The sequence below is a fragment of the Actomonas aquatica genome (assembly GCF_019679435.2).
GTDB lineage: Bacteria > Verrucomicrobiota > Verrucomicrobiia > Opitutales > Opitutaceae > Actomonas > Actomonas aquatica.
Genome location: NZ_CP139781.1, coordinates 2,794,400 through 2,817,073, shown reverse-complemented (window position 1 = coordinate 2,817,073; position 22,674 = coordinate 2,794,400). Strand labels below are relative to the sequence as shown.

Annotated in this window: 15 protein-coding genes; 1 reads left to right on the top strand and 14 read right to left on the bottom strand. The window is 66.6% G+C overall.

The genetic code is table 11. The features are described from left to right. Window positions 1-128: 128 nt before the first annotated feature. The 5 genes from K1X11_RS11110 to K1X11_RS11090 all read right to left on the bottom strand — a co-directional run bounded on the left by K1X11_RS11110 (window position 129) and on the right by K1X11_RS11090 (window position 5,650). Window positions 129-1,400, bottom strand: coding sequence for a phospholipase D-like domain-containing protein (locus K1X11_RS11110; protein ID WP_221032118.1), 1,272 nt, complete (start codon window positions 1,398-1,400; stop codon window positions 129-131). A gap of 50 nt (window positions 1,401-1,450) precedes the next feature. Further along, complete coding sequence (locus tag K1X11_RS11105) at window positions 1,451-2,785, bottom strand: sigma-54-dependent transcriptional regulator (RefSeq protein ID WP_221032119.1); 1,335 nt, start codon at window positions 2,783-2,785, stop codon at window positions 1,451-1,453. A 235-nt stretch (window positions 2,786-3,020) separates the two neighbouring features. After that, window positions 3,021-3,854 (bottom strand): VTT domain-containing protein, encoded by an 834-nt coding sequence (locus K1X11_RS11100; RefSeq protein ID WP_221032120.1) that lies wholly within the window; start codon window positions 3,852-3,854, stop codon window positions 3,021-3,023. Continuing rightward, window positions 3,842-5,038: a lipid A deacylase LpxR family protein gene (locus tag K1X11_RS11095; RefSeq protein ID WP_225919579.1), complete on the bottom strand. Its 1,197-nt coding sequence runs from the start codon at window positions 5,036-5,038 to the stop codon at window positions 3,842-3,844. Before K1X11_RS11095 ends, K1X11_RS11100 begins: the two co-directional genes overlap by 13 nt. A gap of 219 nt (window positions 5,039-5,257) precedes the next feature. After that, complete coding sequence (locus K1X11_RS11090) at window positions 5,258-5,650, bottom strand: (deoxy)nucleoside triphosphate pyrophosphohydrolase (RefSeq protein WP_221032122.1); 393 nt, start codon at window positions 5,648-5,650, stop codon at window positions 5,258-5,260. 205 nt (window positions 5,651-5,855) lie between these two features. Here K1X11_RS11090 and K1X11_RS11085 point away from each other — a divergent pair, with 205 nt between their 5' ends. Then, window positions 5,856-6,185: a hypothetical protein gene (locus K1X11_RS11085; protein WP_221032123.1), complete on the top strand. Its 330-nt coding sequence runs from the start codon at window positions 5,856-5,858 to the stop codon at window positions 6,183-6,185. Window positions 6,186-6,427: 242 nt separating this feature from the next. On the opposite strand, the gene K1X11_RS11080 is transcribed toward K1X11_RS11085, so the two are convergent. The 9 genes from K1X11_RS11080 to K1X11_RS11040 form a co-directional block, all read right to left on the bottom strand. Then, window positions 6,428-7,567, bottom strand: coding sequence for a rhamnogalacturonan acetylesterase (locus K1X11_RS11080; protein WP_221032124.1), 1,140 nt, complete (start codon window positions 7,565-7,567; stop codon window positions 6,428-6,430). Window positions 7,568-7,896: 329 nt separating this feature from the next. Further along, complete coding sequence (locus tag K1X11_RS11075) at window positions 7,897-9,441, bottom strand: rhamnogalacturonidase (RefSeq protein ID WP_221032125.1); 1,545 nt, start codon at window positions 9,439-9,441, stop codon at window positions 7,897-7,899. A 126-nt stretch (window positions 9,442-9,567) separates the two neighbouring features. Beyond that, window positions 9,568-10,785, bottom strand: a complete 1,218-nt coding sequence (locus K1X11_RS11070) for an MFS transporter (protein ID WP_221032126.1) — start codon at window positions 10,783-10,785, stop codon at window positions 9,568-9,570. Window positions 10,786-11,010: 225 nt separating this feature from the next. Continuing rightward, entirely contained in the window at window positions 11,011-11,898 is an 888-nt protein-coding gene (locus tag K1X11_RS11065; RefSeq protein WP_221032127.1) for a 2-dehydropantoate 2-reductase, read from the bottom strand. A 273-nt stretch (window positions 11,899-12,171) separates the two neighbouring features. Then, complete coding sequence (locus K1X11_RS11060) at window positions 12,172-14,121, bottom strand: sialate O-acetylesterase (protein ID WP_221032128.1); 1,950 nt, start codon at window positions 14,119-14,121, stop codon at window positions 12,172-12,174. Between the two features lie 6 nt (window positions 14,122-14,127). Next, on the bottom strand, window positions 14,128-15,495 hold the full coding sequence (locus tag K1X11_RS11055) for a hypothetical protein (RefSeq protein ID WP_221032129.1): 1,368 nt from the start codon (window positions 15,493-15,495) through the stop codon (window positions 14,128-14,130). Between the two features lie 34 nt (window positions 15,496-15,529). After that, on the bottom strand, window positions 15,530-18,370 hold the full coding sequence (galA, locus tag K1X11_RS11050; RefSeq protein WP_221032130.1) for a beta-galactosidase GalA: 2,841 nt from the start codon (window positions 18,368-18,370) through the stop codon (window positions 15,530-15,532). 205 nt (window positions 18,371-18,575) lie between these two features. Continuing rightward, window positions 18,576-20,393 (bottom strand): glycoside hydrolase family 27 protein, encoded by a 1,818-nt coding sequence (locus K1X11_RS11045; protein WP_221032131.1) that lies wholly within the window; start codon window positions 20,391-20,393, stop codon window positions 18,576-18,578. Window positions 20,394-20,558: 165 nt separating this feature from the next. Further along, window positions 20,559-22,598, bottom strand: a complete 2,040-nt coding sequence (locus tag K1X11_RS11040; protein ID WP_225919580.1) for a rhamnogalacturonan lyase — start codon at window positions 22,596-22,598, stop codon at window positions 20,559-20,561. Window positions 22,599-22,674 lie beyond the last annotated feature (76 nt).

The window sequence follows — 22,674 nt, the reverse complement described above, 5'->3', positions numbered from 1 at the left end:
CGTTTGGGCGTGACGGCCACAACAGAGGGCGGTTGGCAGCGCTAGGCAACACCATCCTAAACTATTCGTGCTCAAAATCATATGCCATGCAAAATGCACGGCAGGGCCAGGGGGCATGCGAGGGGGCGTTAAATCTGGGAACGCAGCAGGGTGGCGAGGCGGCCGAGTAGTTTTTCGGAGGCGGGTCGGCGGCGCCAGCGCGCCAGATCGATGCGCTGGGAGCGGGAGAGGTCGGTTTGGAAATCGGCCTCGAGGGTGGCGGCGAGGGTGGGGTCGCAGGCTTGGACGTTGGCTTCGTCGTTGAGGCGGAAGGAACGTTCGTCGACGTTGGCGGAACCGACGGAGATCCACGCGTCATCGATGATGAGGGTCTTGGCGTGGAGCATGGTGGGCTGGAATTCATGGATCTCGACGCCGGCTTCGAGGATGCCGCGCCAGAGGGCTCGACTGGCGAGGCGGGAGAGGCGGCTGTCGGTCTTTTTGCCGGTGACGAGCACGGTGACCTCGACGCCGCGGCGGGCGGCAGCGGCGAGGGATTGGCGCGCGAGTCGATCGGGCGTGAAATAGGGCGTGACGAGGCGGATGCGGCGGCGGGCGGCGCCGACGGCGAGCAGGAAGGCGAGGCGAGCGTTTTCGCTGCCCTCGTCGGGGGAACTGACGAAGCAATGGGTGGGCGCGTCGTTGTCGGTCCGAGGCTTGAGCGCGGGAAAGTAGTCGGGGCCGGTCTCTACCTGGCCGGTGGTGCGGATCCAGTTGACCATGAAGGCGGACTGGAGCTGAGCGACGACGGGGCCTTCGACTTGGAAGTGGGAGTCGCGCCAATGATCGGCGTCCTGCGCGTCGCCGGCCCAATCGTCGGAGATGCCCACGCCGCCGGTAAAACCGATGCGGCCGTCGATGATGAGCAGTTTGCGATGGGTGCGGTGATTGAGACGGGAGGGATGGCGCCAGTTGGGTTTGTGGAACCGGCGCACCTCGCAGCCACCGTTGCGCAGGTGGTCGACGAGTTCGTCGTCCATGGGAATGGAGCCCACCCAGTCGAGCAGGATGGTGACCTTCACGCCGGCACGGGCGCGGGCGACGAGGGTGTCGGCGAAACGGCGGCCGATGTCGCCGGACCAATAGATGTAGGTCTCGAAACAGATGGTGTGCTGCGCCTGTTCGATGGCGCGCAGCATGGCGGGGAAAATCTCCACGCCGTTGCGCAGACGTTGGATGTGATTGCCGGTGCAGAAGGGCACCCGCATGACCGCGGCCATGGCGCGGTGAAACTGCGGGTCATCGACGGCCGGCAGATCCTTGGCCTGGTGTTCAAGATGCTTGTGATCGCGGGCGCGGGCGACCGCCCAACCGAGGCCGGCGGCGGCGATGAACCCCAGGGCGATGGCGAGGGTATTCATACCGCGGATACGTTGAGGGCGGGGCGCAGGTCAGCGGAGGCGAGGGAGGCTCAGGCCAGACCCATGCGCTTGCGCTTGCGGTAGAGGGTGGCGGTATCGATGCCGAGGGTCTTGGCGGCCTGGTCGAGGCTGGGCGACTTGGCGATGATGCGGCGGATGTGTTCCTGCTCGAGAGCATCGATGGTGACGAGGTGACCGGGGCGCAGTGAGCTCTCCTCCTTCTCGTGGAATTCGTCGGGAAAGTCGGCCGGCTCGATCTCGGGACCGGCGGTAAGGATGACGGCGCGTTCGATCACGTTGCGCAGTTCGCGCAGGTTGCCCGGCCAGCCGTAATCGATGACGGCGGTGCGGGCATCGGCGGAGAAGCGCAGGCCGGCGCGGCCCTGTTCGCGGGCGAAGTGGTTGAGGTAGTTTTCCGCCAGCGGCATGAGGTCGGCGGGGCGATCGGCGAGGGCGGGCATCTCGACGGCGATGACCTTGAGTCGATAGTAGAGGTCTTCGCGGAAACGGCCGGCGGCGACTTCCTTGGCGAGGTCGCGGTTGGTGGCGGCGATGACGCGCACGTTGGCTTTGCGGGTGCGGGTGTCGCCGACGCGTTCGTATTCGCGATCCTGGAGGAGGCGCAGCAGCTTGGGCTGAATCTCGAGCGGGATCTCGCCGATCTCATCGAGGAAGAGGGTGCCTTCGTCGGCGGCGGCGACTTTGCCCCAGGTGTCCTTGAGGGCGCCGGTGAAGGCGCCCTTCACGTGACCGAAGAGTTCACTCTCGAGCAGTTCGCGGGAAAGGGACGGGCAGTTGATGGTGATGAAAGCCTTGTCGGCGCGTTGGGAGCGGTCGTGCACGGCGCGGGCGAGCACCGTCTTGCCGGTGCCACTGGGGCCGAGGACGAGGATGTTGGCGTCGGAGGAGGCGGCGCGGAAGGCCATGTCGAACGCGCGCTGCACGGCGGGTTCGCCGGACTCGAGCATGAGCGTCGGGTGAGCCTTGGCGACCTGAGCCTGAAGGTCGGTCACCTTGGTCTGCATGGACTGGTGCTCGCTGAGCTTTTTGAGCTTTTGCTCGAGATCCTCGGGGATGAAGGGCTTCGGGATGTAGTCGTAGGCGCCCCGGCGCATGGCATCGACGGCAGACTCGACGGAGGTTTGGGCGGTGAAGACGATGACCGGCGTCAGGTTGCCCTCGGCGCGGATATGGGAGAGGAAATCGAGACCGTTCTCGGGGCCCAGGTTCACATCCAGGAGGATGGCGTCGATCTTCTCCGCTTCGAGTTGGCGCGCGGCCTGCCGACTGTTTTCGGCGGTCACGGACTGGTGGCCCATGGCCGAGAGGGCGTAGGTGGTGGTGCGGAGGACGTTGGGTTGGTCGTCGACGATCAGAATGGTCATGGTTGAGCGGGCAAATTGCAGGGGGTGTGCCGAAAAGGGCGGGTCAAAAGTGGGGGTGAAAAAGGAAGATGTTGAAAAGGAATGATGAGCAGTGACTTACGGAATAATTCCGAGGCGTTAGACGGGCTGCGGTTTCTTGGCTTAGTCCGTTCGCTAGCTTAGCGGAGATCGTGAATAGTGCAAAATGCAGTGGTCGGTTTTGGTGGAGAGTTGCGTTTTGCAATGCGGTCTGCGCTCAGGTTTCGGCCATCGTGGCGGGCGGGTGGTCGCGGTATTTGCGGGCCATACGACGGCCCGCGTAGACGCAGGTGATGGCGAGGGTGGTGCCATAAACCAGCAGGGCGATGCCCCAACCGATGGAGGGATCGTCGCTGATCTCGCCGGCGATGATGGCGGTGAGGGAACGGATGGTGTGTAAGCCGGACGAAAGCAGCACGTAGGTGAACAGCGGGACACCGATGAGCGGCAGCACGTAAAGCTGTGCCCAGTAGGGGGCGCCCGGTATCAGGGAGGTGAATACGGTGGCGTCGGCGTGGGCGTTGCGCGGCAGGCGTTGGCGCAGCGGGTCGAGTTTGCGGCGGACCAAGCCCGGCAGCACGCGGGCAACAAAGTAGGCGAGGACGTGCTGCACAATGATGGCGGCCGCGACGAAGGTGAGGCCGCCGACAAGGCCAAAGCGGATGCCGGCCAGGATGTTGAGCGGAGTGACCGGCACGGTGACCAGCGGCAGGAGCACGAGGGCCGCGAAAAGGAGCGCGGGGTTCACATGCTCGGCCCAGTCATGCATGCGTTCGAAGTCGACGCGGCCCCAGGCCAGTGGCACGACGATGAACAGCAGCGCGACCACGAGGGTCGAGTTGCGATGATCGCGCCAGAAGCGTCGGGCCCGTTCGCGCCAGTTCTCGGGTGGCGGTTCCTCCGGGGGAGGCGAAGCGGATTCGGCCGCGTGTGGCGGGTGGGTTCCGGCCGCGCGGGAGGCCGGTGTATCCGCACGTAGGATACGGCGACGCAGCATGCGCTGGCGCACGAGGGCGTGAGGCCCGGCGAGACTCGGGATCAGAAGGTCCATGAGGTGGTCACCGAACCGAAGTCGGAGTTGGAGCCGACCTGCGTCTCGTATTCCTTGGTGCGCACCACGCGGGTGAAGGTGAGCTGGAAGGAGTTGCGCACGATGCCGAAACCGTAGGTGAAGTCGGCGACGAAGTTCTTTTTGTCGACGCTGCGGCTGTCCTTGAAGGTGTTGCCGTCGAGGAAGATGTCGCGGGCGACGGCGCGGCCATCGACGCCGCCAAAGGCGAAGAAGCTCCAGCCGGCGCCGCGCACTCGCGGGTCGAGGTCATCGACGGGTGAAGCGGCGAGACCGGCAGGACGCATGAGGGCGACGCCGAAGTCGCTCGGAAGGTTATAGCCGGCGCGCACGGTGAGGCCGGCGTTGGCGTAGGTCTTCACGTTGCCGACGACGGCGCCGATGTGCGGGATGGCGTCGAAGCCCCAGCGGGCACGGTCTTGATCGGCTTTGGTGGAGAAGGGATTGGAGCGGAAGCCCCAGCGGTCGGCGGCGGTGACGGTGCGAGCGTAGAAGCGCCACTTGCGTTCCCAGGCGAGGTTCACGCCCAGCTCGTCGCCGATTTGGTAGTCCCAGCCCATGGGCAGCTCGTCGTCGATGAGCTCGTGGTAAAAGGTCTGGATGTCGTCGGCGTAGCTGTGGGGGCCCACCATGCCGAGCTGGACGGTGATGTTATCGGCGACGCGATCGGTCTTCGCCAGGAAGGAGAACTCGAAATAGGCCCAACCGGCATAGGGGCGATCGAGCGGGTCGGGGTTGGGGCGGGAGATGTCCTCCGGCGTGTAGATGTGCTGACCGAAACCGACGCCGATGTTCTTTTGGGTGCCCGCTTTGTTGATGAAGGGCAGGGCTTCGATGAAGGTCTGCTGCCAGCCGGAGCGGTCCCACTCGGAGAGATCGGCCGACAGCCAGGAGAGTTTGAAGCCGTTGGTGTAGTTTTGGTCGGTGCCGCCGAAGTAGTCGTTCTCGATGTAGGCGATGAGCACCGGAGACTGGCGGGCGAGGCGAGTGGGCACCCCGTCCGCGGTGCGCAGCTGCGTCGTGGGCGGACGATCGAGGTCCGCGTCGGTGACTTGGGCGGAGGCCGAAGAGGTGGCGGTGGCGGCGCCGAGCACGAGGGCGCTCGTCGTCAGGACACGACGCACGCGAATCGAGGTTGAAGAAAGGAACTGAGGACAAATGGACATGCCCGGCCTGGTCTGCCGGAGTTATGCCATCTGTGGTGAGAGAGTTGTTAGTATCCTAATGGTAATGGGATAGGGTATCGGGCGTGCGGGTTGCACGAGAGCGAAGGGTGCAATTTGCACACGCGCGGAGATTCGTAATCGGGCATGATGCACGGTGTGGCCGAGGGGTGCCGCGCGGGGCATCCGCAGCGGTCGGCCCGGCGGTCCGACCCTACCTTGCTAGGTGGACGGGCGACCTTGGCGGAGCCAGGTGCGGTAGGCGGCGAGCACGGGGAGGTCGGCGGCGGCGAGGGGGACGGTGTCGAGTTGCTCGACCGGGAGCCAATCGAGGGCGGCGTGTTCGTGCGGGGAGGGCGCGGGAGAGTCGGGAGTGAGGCGGGCGACGAGGGGGTGCAGCACGATGGACACCGTCTCGTAGCGGTGCGGGCAAGCGGGCAGGGCGGCGATCACCTCGATGCAGCAGCCGAGTTCCTCGTCGAGTTCGCGGTGGAGCGCGGTGGCGGCGTCTTCGCCGGCTTCGAGTTTGCCACCGGGAAATTCCCACCAGCCGGCCAAGTGTTTACCGGCCGGGCGCTGGGCAATCAGCACGCGGTCGTTGTGCTCAAGCAGCACACAGCAAACGGGAAGAGAGGAGGAATGGGGAATAGTGAAGAGTGAAGGAGGAGTTGGGATCCCATGGCAATCCGGCGGGTAGGCGGACCACGCCAGCGCTCTCCTTTTTCACCATTCACTATTCCGTATTCACCATTCTCCGTCACTCTTCACCATTCCTCATTCATTTTCTGCAACTTTGGGGGCGGGCGGGGGTTTTGAAGGCATGAAGACTTTCCTGATTACGCTCCTCAAAATCGCAGTCGTGGCTCTGGTGTTCTGGTGGCTACTGCATAACGCGCCCGCGCTGATCATGCCGGTGATCGGCGCCTTCGTCCTGGCGGTCGTGCTGACCGGCATCGGAGCCCTCGCGGCCGTCGTGGGACTAGGCGTTGGGCTCACCGTGATCGTTGCCCTGCTTGGTGTGGCCTTCGCCGTGATGGCGGCGCTGACCCCGCTCTGGCTGCCGGTCCTGGCGATCGTGGGGCTGGTGGCGCTGTGCCGACCGAAGCGCGGCAACGGCAACCCGCCGCCGACGCCGACCGCGGCCGTCTAGACACATCCTGGGTCTACTTCGTTAGATCGTAACGGGGACCACGGATCACACGGATAGACACGGATTGGTGCCTCCGAAACCGGAGTATGCCAGAAAAGGGCCCGGCGCGGTGGTCGGCCGCGGGCCACGCTTTCACCTCCGGCTCAAGCGCAGCTACTCATGGGTGCCAGCGCATATCTATCCGTTCGTATCCGTGGGATTCGTGGCTAGAAAACCAATTTTCGAGGTAGCACCAAGGGCGCTCAGTTGCCGCGGGGGGCCTCGACGGGGGTGATGTCGGGGAGGGTGAGCGGGAAGTCGGCCGGGAGCGTGGGGTGCGCGGGATCGAAGGCGGGGAGATCGGCGGCGAGGTGATCGGCGATGGGCAGGCCGGCGGCCTGCAGGCCGTGGGCGATGGCGAGGGCGAGTTGGTAGGCGCCGTAGGCGTTGTGGTGGGTGCCGTCCTTGCCGCTGTTGGCGAAGGCGAGGGGCGCGAGTTGGGGGCCGAGCGCTTCGTAGAGGGTGATGCTGGTGCGGTTGAGGTCGATGAGCGCCACCTCTTCGGCGGAGGCGACTTCACGGACTGCCTGAGGGTAGTCGCCGTGGGTGAGTTTGATGTGACCGTCGGCGGTGAAGTTGCGGCGCTCGGGCGAGGTGACGAGGACGGGGGTGGCGCCGCGCAGGCGGATCTCGGCGATGAAGGTGCGCAGGTAGGCCGGGTAGGTGGTGTGGGGCTCGGCGTAGGTCTGCGGCCATTGGGACTTGGAGTCGTTGTGGCCAAATTGGATGAGCACGGTGTCGCCGGCGCGAAGAGTGGAGAGGACTTTGTTGAGACGGTTGGTGAAGAGGAAGGACTTCATCGTCTCGCCGGACTCGGCGTGGTTGGCGACGGCGATGGTGCCGTCGAACATGCGCGGCATCATCTGCCCCCAACTGGCGTAATCGCCGCCCTGCTGATCGGTGACGGTGGAGTCGCCGAGGAGGTAGAGGGCGGGCGTGGTGGCGGGGGCGTCCTCGACCAGATCGACGAGGGCGGCGGGAGCGTCGCCGGCGAAGGTGAGGGTGAGGCGATCGTCCCAGCGGGCGAGGCCCTGCTCGCGGGGGTTGAGTTCCACGGCAGTGGCGCCGGGGGCGTGGGGCTCGGGCGGGGTGAGCGCGGGCGTGCGCGTATTCACGATGATGTTACGCGTGATGAATTCGCCCGGGGCGGTGGTGACGTTCTCGAGGAGTAGCTGACGGGATTCGCCCCAGACGGTCGTGGAGGTCGCGTGATCGGCTGCGCCGAAGGTGAGCGTAACGGCGTGGTTGCCCTCGGAGACGGGGAGGTCGACGGTCGGAGCGGCGAACAGAAGGGACGTGGCGGCGGTGGCGGCCGTGAGGCAGGCGAGGGCAAAGCGGCGCATGGGTTTTACAGAAGGGAACGAAGGAGGGAAGGTGGGCGGAGAGGCAGGCGTGGTGGGGACACAGAGGTCACGGAGGGAGCACAGAGGGGCACCGAGTTTTTTTAAACACCAAGGTAGCAAAGGGAGCAAAGAGGAGGGCCTTTGCTTTCTTTGCTGTCTTGGTGTGATGAAGCGGCGGTGGAGTGGCAGGCGTGGTGGGGACCTCGGGTTCTTTCTCTTTATTCTTTATCTTTATCTGACGGCGCGGAGCGCCGCCTGTTTAGTGATGGAGGACGTGGGTTCGGTCGGTGGGGAGAAAGATAAAGATAAAGAGGAAAGAGAAAGAGGGATCACGCGGTGAGGTTGCCGCCTTCGAGGGTTAGGCCGGTGACGTCTTCGAGGAGGACGGGGGGGCGTTCGTCGGGGCTCGTGTGGGTGACGGTGACGTTGGTCAGGCGGAGGCCGTGGACGTGGCGGGCGAAGAGCAACGAGGCGGGGAGGAGGCCGAACATGGAGGGCTCCGGGTAACCGCGTTCGCGTTCGGGGACGTCGGCGATGCTGGTGCCGCGCGGGCCGGTGACGCCGGGTTCGTCGCTGCGCAGGAAGAAGGCGTTCACGTGTTCGTCGGACTGAGCGGCGACGTCGGCCAGGGTGATGCCGCCAGTGGATTCGACCGTGACGTTTTCCAGTTGGATACCTTCGAGCGGATGACCCGGTAGGCCGGCGAGGAGAAGGGGGAAACGGCCGTCGACGTTGCGGGCGTTGAAGTCGCGGATCACAACGTCGCGCAGCGCGCCGACGGGCGTGCCTTCGGGGCCGCGGGCGCGGTTGCCGATGCGCAGGAAGATGGCGGCGTTGGTGACGTCCTCGAGGTCGAGACGTTCGGCGATGACGTGTTCGATGGTGGCGCCATCGACGGTTTCGAGAGCGAGGCCGCGGGAGCGGCGGAAGGTGCAGTCGCGGACGGTGATGTGGCGGAAGTCGCCGTTGGACTCGGTGCCGATCTTGATGCGGCCGGTGGGACCGTCGCGGTCGGGGGCGTAATAGGTGCTGGTGCCGTAGGTGCCGTCGAGCACGGTGCCGAGGTCGTAGCCGGAGACGGTGCAGTGTTCGACGGTGACGTGTTCGCAGTGGCGCAGCTCGCCGAGGGCGTAGCTGGTTTTGAGCACGATGGCGTCGTCCTGGAGGGAGTTGACGGTGCAGTGGGCGATGTGCACGCGGCGGCAGCAATCGATGTCGAGGCCGTCGCGGTTGGTGTCGATGAGCAGGCCGGTGATGGTGAGATCGTCGACGCCGGTGGCGAGCAGGGCGAAGTGACCGCCGCGGAAGAGGCGGAAGTCGCGCAGGGTGACGCCGGTGCAGGCGCGCAGGGCGATGGCCTTGTTGCCGTGGCCGAGGGGATCGGCAACGGAGTCCCCGTGGCCGGAGGAAAGAGTGACCTTGGTGCCGGGCGCGGCGGTGCCGTTGGGGCCAGGGTCGCCGGTGGCGGTGGTGTAGGTGGCGTGGCGGAGGAGACCGCGGCCGTCGATGAGGCCGGGACCGGTGATGGCGACGTCGGTGAGGTTATTGCCGTAGAGCAGGCTGTTGGTCCAGTGGCTGTGTCCAAAATCCTGATACTGCAGCTCGTCGCCCCAGGGGTTGGGTTCCGGCTGGTCGTAACCGCCGAGTTCGACGGAGGGCGTGGCGGCGAGCAGGGTGGCGCCGGCGTCGAGGTGCAGGGTGACGTGGCTGCGCAGGTGGAGGGTGAAGCTCAGGTAGGTGCCGGCGGGCAGCAGCACGGTGCCACCGCCGGCGGCGGATGCGGCGTCGAGGGCGCGTTGCAGGGCGGGGGAATCGAGGGTGGTGCCGTCACCGACGGCGCCGTGATCGCGGACGTTGAACGTGGGAAGGGGCATTTTTTTAACCACAGATGGACACAGATGGCTTCGGCTACCGCCTACGCACCGAGGGGAATCTGTAGTTGAACTGAGGAAGTGAGCGCGCGGGAGGGGCGTGGAGAAGGACAGTTTGAATAGTCGGGGCTACTCTCGGCGCATGAAGAGGAAGACGATGAGGCCGATGAGGCCGAGGCCGGTGGTGATGAGGGGCACGCCTTGGTGGCCGAAAGCATCGACGGCGAAACCGAAGCTGAGGTAACCGAGGAGGTTGCCGGCGTTGGCGGAGTTGGAGAACACGCTGGTGGTGAGGCCGGCCTGACCGGGGCGCAGGTCCTGGAAGTAGACAATGGCGACGTTGGTGAGGATGGCGAAGGACAGGCCGCTGAAAGGTTGGACGAGGAAGACGTGCCACGGGGTGGTGGCGAGGGAGAGTCCGGCGAAGTAGAGCACGGTGCCGAGCAGGCCGAGGATCATGAGCCAGTGACGACCGCGGCGGGAGGCGCAGCGGCCAAACCAGAGCATGAGGGGCAACTCGACGATGGGACCGATGGCGAGGGCGATACCGAGGTCACGGGTGCTGCCGCCGAGCTCGCCGTTGATGAGCAGCGGCAGATTGAGGAGGTTGAGGGCGTGGGCGGCGAAGTTGAAGGCGAGGGCGACGAAGCCGAGGAGGAGGTCGCGCTGGAGGAGGGCTTCGCGGAGGGAGGCGCGCGGGGTGGAGGCGGCGTCGGTGGAGGAGTGAGGGGCGACGGCGACGTAGCGGGCGATGCCGAGGAGGAAGAGGGCGTAGAGCGCGGCGGCGGCGAGGAAGAGTCCACGATAGTCAAAGCGCGCCACCACGGCGGCGGCGGTGGCGGGGCCGACGGTCCAGGCGAGCGAGAAGCAGACCCGAACCTGGCTCATGGTGATGTGCGCCGGGCGGCTGCTGGTGCCGGCGGCGACGCGGGCGAGGCTCCACTCGCGCACGTAGGCGAAGAGTTGGGGGAAACTGATGGCGGCCGCGCCGATGACGAGTGAGCCGATGGCGGTGAGGGCGAGCGGGTGTTCGATGAAGGCGTAACCGAGGTAACCCAGCATGCCGGAGGCCGCACCGAGAAGCAGCCAGCCGCGTCGGGTGCCGCGAAGGTCGGAAAGGTGACCGACGGTGAGGTTCCAGATCATGGCGGCGCCCATGACCACGGTCATGAAGACGCTGAACTGCACCGGGCTGAGACCGATGTGTTGCGTGCCCCAGAGTGAGAGGAACGGATAAACAAACGAGTAACCGAGGCCGAGCAGCACAGTGGTGCCGAGCAAGCCGAGGTAGGAATCGCCTCGGGTGGCGGCTGAAGGTGCTGGAACGGTGGTGGGAACGGGAGGCACGGAGTTGGTTTTTACAGAAGGAAAGGAAGGGAGCGAAGGAAGGTGGGCGGAGAGGCAGGCGGGGAGGGGACACAGAGGGAGCACAGAGATCACAGAGCTTTTTAAACACCAAGGTAGCAAAGGGAGCAAAGAGGAGGGCCTTTGCTTTCTTTGCTGCCTTGGTGTGAGACGTTGCGTCGGAGTGGCTCTGCTTTCCTCCGTTGCCGCCTGTAAATTTCTCCGGCGTCAGGTTTTGGGTTGGAGGGCGGTGAGGAGGGTGACGGCCATGGTGTTGAGCGGCGTGGGAATGCCGTGGCGTTGGCCGGCGCGGACGACGGCGCCGTTGCGGGCGTCGACCTCCATGGTGCGGCCGGCGCGGCGGTCGGCGTGGAGGGAGTTGATGCCGTCGGGCGCGGCGCGACGCATGGACGCGAGGATTTTGTCGGCGAGGGTCGGGTCGAGCTGTGCGCCCTCGGCGTTGGCGACGGTGATGACTTCGAGCATGATGCCCCGCATGAGCTCGGCGATGGCCGGTTGCTGGACGATGTGATTGGGCTGATCGAGCAGGGCGTTGACCGCACCGGGAGCGTTAATGGTGAGCTTGCGCCAGAGCACAGAGAGGAAGTCGTCGGAGGTTTTGACGTCGACGGCGGTGTCGGCAAAGAGCGCGACGAAGGCCTCACCGAGGGGGTCGGCCGGGACGCGGAGGAGGGCGGGGCCGCGTTGGCGGAGCACGCCGGGGGCGGTGCGTTCGGCGGGCAGGTCGACCATGACCGGCAGGAGTTGGGCGGCGGGCACGAGCTCGGCGAAGCGTTGGCGGTGCTCCACGCCGTTTTGCAGGATGGCGATCTTGGTGATGGGGGAGAGCAGGGCGTTGAGCCACGGCGCGACGGAGGACGCGTCGTAGGCTTTGGTGGCGACGAAGACCCAGTCGAAGGCCTCGGCGGGCGTGCTCGGCGTGGTGAGCACGGGCGGGCTGCTGCTCAGGACAGAGCCATCGGGCTGCTCGACGGAGAGCGCAGCGAACGGCGTGCGGGCGATGAGCGAGACGGAGAGGTCGGCGCGGGTTTGCAGAAGGGCGGCGAGGGTGCCGCCGATGGCGCCGGGACCGATGATGGCGATGCGAGTGGACATGGTGGCAGTGCTACGGGCGGACGGAGGCCGGCCCAATCCTCATTTAGCGGAGGATGCGCAAACGTTACGCAGCTGCGGCTGGACCGGGCCTGGCCGAGAGGCACGGACTTTTTTACAGATGGAAACGAAGGGAAGGAAGGTGGTGGCCGGGAGGCAGGCGTGGTGGGGACATGGAGCCTTCCGGCTGAGTTTTTTAAACACCAAGGTAGCAAAGGTAGCTAAGGGGGGAGGACCTTTGCTTTCTTTGCTGCCTTGGTGTGAAGACCCGCGGTTTTACGGGTGGTCGGTGCGGAAGGGGGAGGCGGGGAGGCCGGCGGTGTTGAAGAGGTTGCCGTTGGCCACGTGGGCCCAGGCGTAGTGGACGGTGGTGGGCGCGGGGACGTCGAGGGAGCTCACGCGCACGGTGTCGCCTTTGATGGTGGCGGTGGCGGCGTGGTGTTCGCCGTCAGCGCCCGCGAGGGTGAAGCCGCGCAGGGTGCCACCGGGGGCGACGAGGCCGTCGGCCACGTGGGTGAAGTGGAGGATGGCGGTGTCGCCGTCGAAGCTCACCGACTCGAAGACCGGGCCGGAGTAGGTGAGGTCCTCATCGTAAGCGAGGGCGCGGGCGGCGAGGGCGAGGCGTTGGCCGACGGGTTCCTTTTGCGCGGGGTGAATGTCGGTGGCGTCGCCGACATCGAGGGTGACGACCATGCTGGTGTATTCAGTTTCCTGCCACGCGAGGAGTTGGGCTTCGCGGATCTCCGGCGGCTGGCTTTCGTGCGGAGCGATTTGGACGAAGAGGAAGGGCAGGGTGTCGTCCTGCCACTGGGCGCGCCAATCGGCGATGAGGGCCGGGAGCAGGGTGCGGTATTGGGTCGGGCGATCGGCGTTGGATTCACCTTGGTAGAAGGCAAAGCCGCGCAGGGCGTAAGGGACGAGCGGCGCGATCATGCCGTTGTAGAGGCCGGTGGGGGCACCGGAGCTGTTGCGCAGGTCCTGCGGCGGGTAGGGCGTCTCCTTGAGATTGGCGGCGAGGCGGTAGTGCCAGTCGCCGGCGAGGTTGAGCGGGGTGGCATCGGCGGGGGCGAGATCGAGCGGGGAATCGGCGTCCCAGATGCCGCCGCCGCCGCCGGTGTCGAGCACGCGCACGGTGATGACGTTGGTGCCGGCGTGCAGGGCGCTGGCGGGCACGGTGTAAACGCGCTCGGTCTGCCAGCCGGTAGTGGTGCCGAGGAGCTGGCCGTTGAACCACGTCGTATCGATGTCGTCGATACGGCCGAGGCGCAGGGTGAGATCCTGGCCTTGCCAGGCAGCGGGGAGCTCGAAGCGGCGGGTGAACCAACCGAGGCCGTCGTAACCATCGTGGCCGGCGTTTTCCCAGGCGACCGGCAGGGTCATGGTGTCCCAGTCGGAGGCGTCGAGGGTGGGGGCGGTCCAATCGGCGCCGGCGGTCGTGCCTGGATCGTATTGGGCGAACCAGGCGTCGAGGCTGTCGAGGTAACGTTGCAAGGCTTCGGCTTCGTCTTCGCCGGTGGACTTCAAGGTGCTGATGGCGTCGGTGAATTCGGGGAAGGCGGCGAGACCGGCTTCACTGGTCCAGGCCTCGGCGGGCGTGCCGCCCCAGGAGCTGTGGATGATGCCGACGGGAACATTGGCGCCGAGGGCGGCGCGCAGATCGCGGCCGAAGAAATATCCGACGGCGGTGAAATCATCGGCGGTGTCGGGCGTGCAGACGGACCACGACGCTTCGACGCTGGCTTGCGCGGTGAGCGCGCGGGTTTGGGTCACGTAGAGCTGGCGGAAGAGCGGGCGATCGGCGGCAGCGACTTCGGCTTCCCAACCGATGATGGGTTTCTGGCCGGGACGGGGACCGAGCTGGCGTTCCATGTTGGACTGACCGCCAACGAGCCAGACTTCGCCGACGAGGACGTCGGTGAATTTTTGATTTTCGATTTTTGATTTTTGATTGGCGGTGACTTGGAAGTCGCGAGGCGTGGCGCTGGTGCCGAGCGGGGGGAGGGTGAGGTGCCAGGCGCCGGTGGGGTCGACGGTGGTGCTCACGGATTGGGCGGCGAAATCGACGGTGACCTCGGCGCCGGGATCGGCCCAACCCCAGACAGGGATGGGGTGGCCGCGTTGCAGGACCATGTGGTCGCCGAAGGGGGCGGCGAGTTTGAGTTCGGCGTGCGCCAGCGAGAAGGCGAAGCCGCTGAGCAGCGTGAGGGTCAGGAGTCGACGGAGCATGGGAAATCAGGCGGATGGAGGCGCGGGCGGGATGGGGTCGGTCTCGGCGGCGCGAATGAGTTTTTTGAGATTGGCGCGGTAGCGTTTGCGCAGGGCGGTGGCGAAGGATTTGGCGGAGGCCTTTTCGAGTCCGACGGCGGCAACGTCGCCCCAGAGCGTGGCGAGGGCGTCTTCACCGTGGGCCGCGGTGAGGAGGAAGATGGCGCGGGTGGCGAAGGCGTAGTGGGCCTTGTTGAGCGCGGTGTCCTGATCGCCGGTGGTTTGGTTTTCGGTGGCGGACCACTTCACCAAATCGATCTGCTGTTGCAGGGGAGCGTAGCGCCGGAGTTGGGCGTCGAGGTCGTAACCTTGATTGGCGAAGTCGACGCCGAAGGCATCGCGCATGATGCGCCAGGCGATGACGTTGGCAGTGCCATCACACAGCCAGCGGCGGTCGGGGCTGCGGATGATGTTTTCGAAGAGACCGAGTTCGATGGTCTCGTGGAGAATCACAAAGACAGTGCGCGGATCGCGGTAGGCGGAAGCTCGTTCCAGGACGGTGGCGACGGCATCGGGGGACAGGAATCCGAGAGATTTGAAGGCGGCGGGATCCGGTGGCAGATCGAAGGCGCCGCGGTAGACGACCGGGACGATAAGGGGTTCGGGCGCGGGCTTCGCGGCGGTGTCTGCCTCGGAAGGTGTGGGCGCGGTATCGAGGTCGGCGGGGGGCGTGAGGGAGAAAGCGGCGGAGACGCCGTCGGCGTCCTGGTGGAAGGCGTGCTTTACCTCCTGTTGCCGAATGGCCGCTTTGATGGTCGCGATGCGAGCGTTGAGTTCCGGGTCATTAAGGTTGCCGGCGAAATCATAGCCGCCGCGATCGGTGGCCGGATCGTAATACATGCCGGGGATTTTGGCCCCATCGATGAGGCGTTGTTTGAGATCGTCGAATTGCCAGATGCCAACGCGGCGGGGCTCGAGCATGGCGGGCAGGCGGGTGGCGGAGGCGAGGGTGAGTTCGGTCAGCAGGTCGTAGTAACCGAGGAAGGTGTCGAAGGTGCGCGCCTGCAGATCGGACGGCGCGGCCAGGCCGATGGAGGAGGCGGTGGCGGCCAACAAGGAGTCGCGCTGTGCGTGGACGTTGGCGACCGAGCCGAGGAGTGTTGGGTCGGGGGCCGGCGTCGGCAGGGCGGGCGCGTTGGCGCGTGCGTCGATGAGCGCTTGGAGACGAACGAATCCCATCTCCACCCACGCCTCCTGGCCGGGGGAGTATTCGACGGCGAGATCGCCGCGGGTGTCGACGAGGCGGCCGGGTTGGGTGGGGTGAGGAGAAACCTCGGCGGTGAGAGCGACCGCCGAGGCGAGAAGGATGGGGAGGAGGTGCGTGGGGTGGGGCATGCCGGAGTGGTGTGACCTCATCCCGGGACGAAGGTTACCGCGAAGTGGCCGAGGCGGAGGTGAGGCCTTCGCTGGTGGCTTGGAGGGTGACCGGGGTGTCGGCGGAGTCGGCTTCGACGATGACCTGGGCGAGGCCGTTGAAGAGCGCGCGCTGGGCGGGCGGGGCGGCGGTCAACATGCGGACGAGGCCGAGGTCGTGACGCTCGGGGATGCGGTTGGGGCCGGCGGTGGGTGTCACGAACATTTGGATACGGTTGGCGCCGACCTGCAGCAGCTCGCGGTCGAGGGTGAAGCTCGGGCCGGTCGTGGTGGTGTCGAGGTCGGTGGCGAGGACGTGGCCGTTGAGCCAGATCGTGACCGCGTCGCCGACGCTCGGCAGGTAGAGGTCGAAGGTGGCGTCGGCCGGAATCTCGCTGAGCTCGAAGGTGCCAGTGAGGTCGTAGATCTCGTCGGCAGTCGGCAGGGTGGCGCGGTAGGCGCCGAGCTCGAGCATGGGCTTGAGGGTGGTGGGATCGGCCGGGGTGGTGATGTCGGCGGGAGCGATGCGACCCACCCAGCCGTTGATGAGTTTAAACTCGCTGGTGGGAATGAAGCGGTCGGGTTCGTGGGAGCCGGGGTTGCCGTTGCCGACGCCGATGATGGTGCCGCCGGAGACCTCGAGCGAAACGAGGTTGTCGGCGCGCGGGACGGTGCGGTCGGCGGCGTCGGTGGCGGAGAGGGTGTAGATGACGAGGCGGGGGCCGTCGGCGCCGACGGTGGGCTCCTCGGCGGAGACCGTGAGGTGAGCGGCGGGGCCGGTGGTCTCGACGATCGTGGTCTGGACGAGCTCACCGCCGCGGTAGCCGCGGGCTTCGAGTTTGCCGGGGGTGTAGGGGACCATCCAGTGCAGCTTGCTGTTCACCGGCATGTCCTGGCGGCCGAGCGAGGTGCCGTTGAGGAAGAGTTCCACGGCCTCGTGGTTGGAGTAGACGGTGACCTGGGTTTCCTCGCCGAGGCGTTCCGGCCAGTTCCAGTGTTGGGCGATGTGGAGGGTGGGCTCATCGGTCCACCAGGATTTGAAGTAGTAGGTGCTGTCCTTGGGGAAGCCGCAGATATCGAGCAGACCGTATTGGGAGAGGGCGGCCGGGTAGGCGAAGGGCGTGGGTTCACCGCGGTAGTCGAGGCCGGTCCAGTAGAAGAGGCCGGCGAGGAAGGGGCGGGCGGCGTAGAACTTCCATCCCACCTCGTTGTTGCCGCCGGAGTCACCGCGGGAGAGGGGGGCGAGGTGAGCTTTGGCGGCGTCGGTGTAGAAAATGCCGCGGGTGCTTTGGGTGGAGGTTTCCTCTGTGCCGACGCCGGGCTGATGGGGGAAGTCGGCGTGTTGCTGGTCGGGGTTGGACTGGTTGATGTAGTTGTAACCCACGACATCGGCGGTGGTGGAGGAACCGCCCCAACCGCCGGAGATGGCGACGGTGTTGCGGCGGGACGGATCGAGGCGCTGGGCGAAGTCCTGCATGGTCTGCGTGATGCGGGCGCCGAGGATGTTGCCCTCGATGGCCCACTCCTCGTTGCCGACCGACCAGATGACCACGCTGGGATGGTTGCGGTCGCGGCGGATCATGTCGCGCAACTCGTCGAGTTGGGCGCGGTTGATGCCCTGGAGGCGGTTCTCGTCGATGACCATGAGGCCAAGACGGTCGCAGGCGTCGAGGAGCTCGGGCGGGGGCAGGCGGTGGGCGACGCGAATGGCGTTGACGCCGAAGGCCATGAGCTTGCGGAGGCGGAACTCATGCATGGCGTCGGGCAGGGCGGCGCCGATGCCGGCGTGGTCCTGGTGGAGGTTGATGCCCTTGAGCTTCAGGTGCTGGCCGTTGATGAAGAAACCTTGGTCGGGATCCCAACGGATGGAGCGAATGCCGAAGGTCGTCTCGTAGCGATCGAGCACGGAGCCGTCGGCGGCTTTGACGGTGGTGACGGCGGTGTGGAGCTGCGGGGTGACGTTGGACCAGAGGGCGGGGGACACGACGTCGACGTCGGCCTTGAGCGTGGGCTCGTCGCCGGGGGCGAGGGTGACGGGGGCGAGGGTGGTGGACGCGACGGTCTGGCCGTCGGGGCCGAGCAGGGTTTGCTCGACGGTGACGGTGGTCGGCTCGCGGCCGGAGTGCACGAGCTCGGTGGCGATGTGGACGGTGGCGGCGGTGTTGTCGTTGGAGACGTCGGTGGTGACGGCGGTGCCCCAAGGCTTCACGTGAACCGGGTCGGTTTTGAGCAGGTAGACGTGGCGGTAGATGCCGGCGCCCTCGTAAAACCAACCCTCTTCCATGGAGGCGTCGACGCGCACGCTGATGGTGTTTTCGCCGCCGTAGTTGAGGTAGTCGGTGAGGTTGTATTGCACGCCGGTGTAGCCGCTCGGGTGCTCGCCGAGGTAGAAGCCGTTGACCCAGACGCGGGCGGCGCGGAAGGCACCGTCGAACTCGACGGAAATGCGGCGACCGAGGTCGGATTCGGGGACGGTGAAGGTCTTGCGATACCAGCCGACGGAGCGCTCGGGGAAGCCCTTGCCGGCGGCCTTGTAACCGTGGCTGTGGCTGGCCTGCGGAGAGAACGGCGCTTCGACCGCCCAGTCGTGAGGCAGGTCGAGGACGCGCCAGGCGCGGTCGTCGAATTGGGCGGCGGCGGGACCGTCGCCGAAGCCGGTCTTGGCGAGGTAGGAGAAGTAGCCCGTGGCGTGGCCGAAATCCTGGGTGGTGTCGGACGGGTGGCCGAAGGCGAAGCGCCAATCGGCGTCGAGCCGGGTGCGCTCGCGGGGCGAGTCGGCGGCTTGGAGGGAAAGGGAGGCGGAGAGGGCAAAGGCCAGCAGGCCGGCCAAGGGGAGGAGTCGGCGGAGCGAGAACATGGAACCGTAAGATTTAGCGATAAACCCCGAGGGGCGTCAATGCGATGCGGTCGGGGTGGGCGTTTTTGGGGTGCGGGAGATATTGGGGCGGACGGGCTCCGCCCACAACGCAAAGCGCCGGGTCATACGAGGTGACCCGGCGCACTGGAAGGAGGGGAAGGACCGGACGGGAGGATGGGGGCGGCGGGCGGGGCGCGCCGGCGATTTACTGCGGCGTGAGGCGGTAGAGGCCGGCGCCGTGGAAGGGGACTTCGGGGGCGAAGGTGCCGGTTTGCTCGCCGAGGTCCTGGTGGGTCCAGAGGTCGCGGATGGCGACCGGGCCGTTGAGGCCGAGTTCGTTCAGGTCGACCGGGATCGGCACGCTGGCGCGGGTGTCGGTGTTGGTCGCGCGGGCGACGACGGCGACGAGGCGCAAAGTTTCCTCTTGGGCGCCCTTGGGGTGCTCAAAGTGAACGGTGGCGGTGAAGCGGGTGGCGTCGGTGGGCAGGTCGAAGGCGACCTTGCTGGGGGCGAGCATGGTGATGCGGGCCGGGGCGTCGGCGGTGGCGTCGTGTTGGCCGGCGGCGTCCCACGGGGAGTCGACGGCGGACCAGCCCTGCGCGGTGAGGTCGACGGTGCGACCGTCGGCGAAGTGCGCGGTGAGGGCGGAGAACACGAGCGGGTTTTGGCCGGGGCCGTCCCATCCAGGCAGGTTGGTGAGGATGACCTGGGTGCCGCCGGTGACGTCGAGGTCGAGCTGGAGCGGCTCGGTTTGGCCGGCGGTGATGGGCTCGCTGATGAAGTCGGCGTATTCCGGCAGGAGACGCACGCGGTCGCGGGCGTTGAAGACGGCGAGGTATTTGGCGCCGGCAGGATCGTTGGGGACGTCGGCGACCCAGGCGATGAGCTCGTCGTGGTCGAAGAGCGGGCGGTTGTTGGTGCTGTGTTGGTTGACGGCGAGGACCTCGTCGTTGGTGAGGAGAGCGAGGGTGAAGTCGTCGGTTTTGGTCATGTCGCCGCCGTGCATGAGGGGCGAGCGGGCGATGCTCCAGAGGGTCATCATGGTGCGTTGCTCATCGGCGGTGAAGCGGGTGGAGCGGCGGCCGAGGTCGAGCACGCCGACGGGCAGCATGTCGGCGTCGGGCCAGGCGCCGGTGACGCGGTGGGGGTTCCAGTTGGCGAGGCGCTCGAACTGCTCGTGGAGGGCGAGCCAACGGTCCCAGAAGTCGTCGCTGATGCGCCAGAGGTTGGCGTTTTGGGCAACGTGGTCGGCGGCGGAGAGGGCGGTGGCGCCGGGGGAGAGGCTGAGGACCATGGGGCGGCCGGTTTGATCGATGGCGTGGCGGATGGCTTCGATCTCGGACTCGTGGTCGTGGTAGGGGCGGGAGATGTCGTCGACCTTCACGTAGTCGACGCCCCACTCGGCGAACATGTTGAAGACGCTGTTGTAGTAGGTCTGGGCGCCGGGTTTGGACATATCGACGCCATACATGTCGGGGTTCCACGGGCAGATGGAATCGGTGTTGGCGATGTCCTGGGCGTGGATGCCGTCGGTGCCGAGGATGGGCACGTTTTGGTGGACGGCCTGGCGGGGGATGCCGCGCATGAGGTGGAGGCCAAACTTGAGGCCGCGGGCGTGCACGTAGTCGGCGAGGGCCTTGAAGCCGGCGCCGTCGGCGGCGGAGGGAAAGCGGTTGGGCGCGGGTTGGAGGCGACCGTAGGCGTCCATGGTGAGCGGGGCGCCGGCGCGGTAGGCGTGGTTTTTGGCGTCGGGTTCATACCACTGGATGTCGACGACGATGTAGGTCCAGCCGTGGTCCTTGAGGTGTTCCGACATGAAGTCGGCCTGGGCCTTGGTCTGGGGCTCGGTCACGGTGGTGCCGAAGCAGTCCCAGCTGTTCCAGCCCATGGGCGGCGTGGCGGCCCAGGAGAGGAAGGTGGAATCGTGGGGGGACGATTCGGTGGCGGAAGCGTTGGCGGAAGAGACGGAAGCGGTGGTGAGCACGGCGAGCGAGAGAGTGGCGAGACGGAGTGGACGGAACATGGAGGCGGAGAGGTCGGGGTTTGGGGAGCGGGGCAGGCTAGGTGGGGGCGCGGAGAGGGAACAGCGTTTTCGGGGGCGAACCGTTAGGCGTGGTTTGGGGCGGGGGAAATGAAAACGCCGCCCGGGTGGGGCGGCGTGGAGGGGGGCGGAGGATTGGGCTGACGCCTATTTGGTTTCCGGGAAGGTGACCGCGGGTGGCGGGGGCAGGGGGAGGGATTCGTCGAGGGCGAAGCTGGGGTGAGGGGGTTGGTTGTAGGCGGTGTTTTGCCAGGCGATCGCGGTGCGGTATTGCGGGTCCTGCATGAGGGTGACGAGGCGATGCGGGGTCGGAATGGTGCTGGTGTAGATGCGCAGCTCGGAGTTGTCGCGGGCGCGCCAAATGACCTCTTCGCGCCAGTCGCCCCAGAGGTCGGCGGAGACGGCGGGCGTGGCTTTGGTGCCGTTGTTGGAGGTGGAGGCGTGGGCGACGAGGAGCGGATCGATCGACTCGGTTTCCCAGTTCCATTTCAGGATGCGGTTGCCATCGAGAAGTTCGCGCAGGAGGTCGCCGTCCCACCAGACACCGAAGTTGACCGGGAAACCGCGCGGGCGTTTGGCGAGGATGACGGTGCCGTCGGCGGCGTAGAGGCCGTCGACCTCGGCACCGGCGGCCCACATCTCGGCACCGGGGAAGCGCGGATCGATGTTGAAGGCGTTGCCGCGGCCGGGGCCTTCACCTTTGTCGCCACCGTCCTCGGCCGCTTTGACCGAAGGCAGAAGGAAGAGCGGCTCGCCGGTGCGAGCGTCGCGCAGGCTCATGCCCTCTTTGTCGAAACGCTCCTGGATGTCGTGCACCTCTAGGCCGGGATGGGTCCAATCGAAGTCCGACACGTGCAGCGCGTCGCCGTGACCCCAGCCGGTGGTATAGAGCGGGGAACCGTCGTCATCGACGACCATGGCACCGTAGATGATCTCCTGGCGACCGTCGTCGTCGACGTCGGCGGTGGAGAGCTGGTGGTTGCCCTGACCGCGCCAAGGGTTGCTGCCGTTGCGTGGGCCGTGGTCGTCGCTGTCGAAGACCCAGCGGGAAGTCAGTTGACCGTCGCGGAAATCCCACGCGGCGATGACCGAGCGAGTGTAGTAACCGCGACAGAAGAGCAGGGACGGCAAGTGACCGTCGAGGTAGGCTACGCCGGCGAGGAAACGGTCGGAGCGGTTGGCGTAACCGTCGCCCCAGATGGCGGCCATCTGTTCGGTGGTGGGCGTGTCGGTGTCGGGATGGCGGCCGGGAATGTAATCGACGGTGGCGAGGGCGGCACCGGTGAGGCCGTCGAAAACGGTGAGGTATTCGGGGCCCCGAATGATGCGGCCTTCCATGCGGGCGCGGTAGCCATCGGGCGTGACTTCGGCGCCGGAGCGATCGGGCGACGGCACAGTGGTGGTGCCGCCCTCACGCCAATCGGCAGCGGGGTCGCCGATCACCTGGCCGAGGCCATCGATGGTGCCGTCGGCGGTTTTGCAGGCGACTTCGGCGCGACCGTCGCCGTCGAGATCGGCGACCATAAACATGGTGTAGTGGGCGCCCTCGCGGATGTTTTTGCCGAGGTTGATGGTCCAGAGATGTTGGCCGGCGAGGGTGTAGGCCTGGAGCAAGGTTTCGCCGGTGTAACCGGAGTGGGAGTTGTCGCGCGGACGTTGTTCCTGTTTGAGAATGATCTCGTAGTCGCCGTCGCCATCGAGGTCGCCGAGGGAGGCGTCGTTGGGCGTGTAACCCTCCGGCGTATCGATGGGCACGGCGTGGTAGGGCATTGGTGCGGCGCCGGAGGCGAAGGTGAAGGCGGCGCTGGGGGCACATTCCTCGCCGTTGACGATCGGACGGACCGTGTAACGGGTTTCCCGATACAGCGAGGCGTCGCGATCGATGAACCAGGTGCCGGCGGTGAGTGGCTCAGCGTTGACGCGAGCGAGGCCGGCGCGCGGATCGCGGCGCGAGGCGAAAGGACTGTCGGGCGGGATGTCGGGATTGGGCCCGGTCTCGCGGTAGAGGTTGAAGGCGATGTTGGCCGGATCGTCGGCGAGGAGGCGCCAGGTGACGAACACGGAGCCGTCGGGCTGATGAATGGCAGTGACGCCGCGGGAGAGGCGTTCGACCATGGGTTGGGCGGCGAGACTGCCCGCGAGGAGGCAGGCCGCGAGAGCGGACAGAAGGAAGCAGTGAGGTTTCATGGGGTGAAAAGGCACCATGTCCAACTCACCGCCGCGTGCAGGGGACGGCGGAATCTGACCGTCCGTCGCGCGGGTG

Excerpts from the sequence above, each read along its gene's own strand:
- K1X11_RS11100 (WP_221032120.1), bottom strand. The coding sequence starts at position 3,854 with ATGGACCTTCTGATCCCGAGTCTCGCCGGGCCTCACGCCCTCGTGCGC.
- galA (WP_221032130.1), bottom strand. The coding sequence starts at position 18,370 with ATGTTCTCGCTCCGCCGACTCCTCCCCTTGGCCGGCCTGCTGGCCTTT.
- K1X11_RS11040 (WP_225919580.1), bottom strand. The coding sequence starts at position 22,598 with ATGAAACCTCACTGCTTCCTTCTGTCCGCTCTCGCGGCCTGCCTCCTC.
- K1X11_RS11075 (WP_221032125.1), bottom strand. The coding sequence starts at position 9,441 with ATGCCCCTTCCCACGTTCAACGTCCGCGATCACGGCGCCGTCGGTGAC.
- K1X11_RS11095 (WP_225919579.1), bottom strand. The coding sequence starts at position 5,038 with ATGTCCATTTGTCCTCAGTTCCTTTCTTCAACCTCGATTCGCGTGCGT.
- K1X11_RS11065 (WP_221032127.1), bottom strand. The coding sequence starts at position 11,898 with ATGTCCACTCGCATCGCCATCATCGGTCCCGGCGCCATCGGCGGCACC.
- K1X11_RS11080 (WP_221032124.1), bottom strand. The coding sequence starts at position 7,567 with ATGCGCCGCTTTGCCCTCGCCTGCCTCACGGCCGCCACCGCCGCCACG.
- K1X11_RS11105 (WP_221032119.1), bottom strand. The coding sequence starts at position 2,785 with ATGACCATTCTGATCGTCGACGACCAACCCAACGTCCTCCGCACCACC.
- K1X11_RS11085 (WP_221032123.1), top strand. The coding sequence starts at position 5,856 with ATGAAGACTTTCCTGATTACGCTCCTCAAAATCGCAGTCGTGGCTCTG.
- K1X11_RS11060 (WP_221032128.1), bottom strand. The coding sequence starts at position 14,121 with ATGCTCCGTCGACTCCTGACCCTCACGCTGCTCAGCGGCTTCGCCTTC.
- K1X11_RS11110 (WP_221032118.1), bottom strand. The coding sequence starts at position 1,400 with ATGAATACCCTCGCCATCGCCCTGGGGTTCATCGCCGCCGCCGGCCTC.
- K1X11_RS11055 (WP_221032129.1), bottom strand. The coding sequence starts at position 15,495 with ATGCCCCACCCCACGCACCTCCTCCCCATCCTTCTCGCCTCGGCGGTC.
- K1X11_RS11045 (WP_221032131.1), bottom strand. The coding sequence starts at position 20,393 with ATGTTCCGTCCACTCCGTCTCGCCACTCTCTCGCTCGCCGTGCTCACC.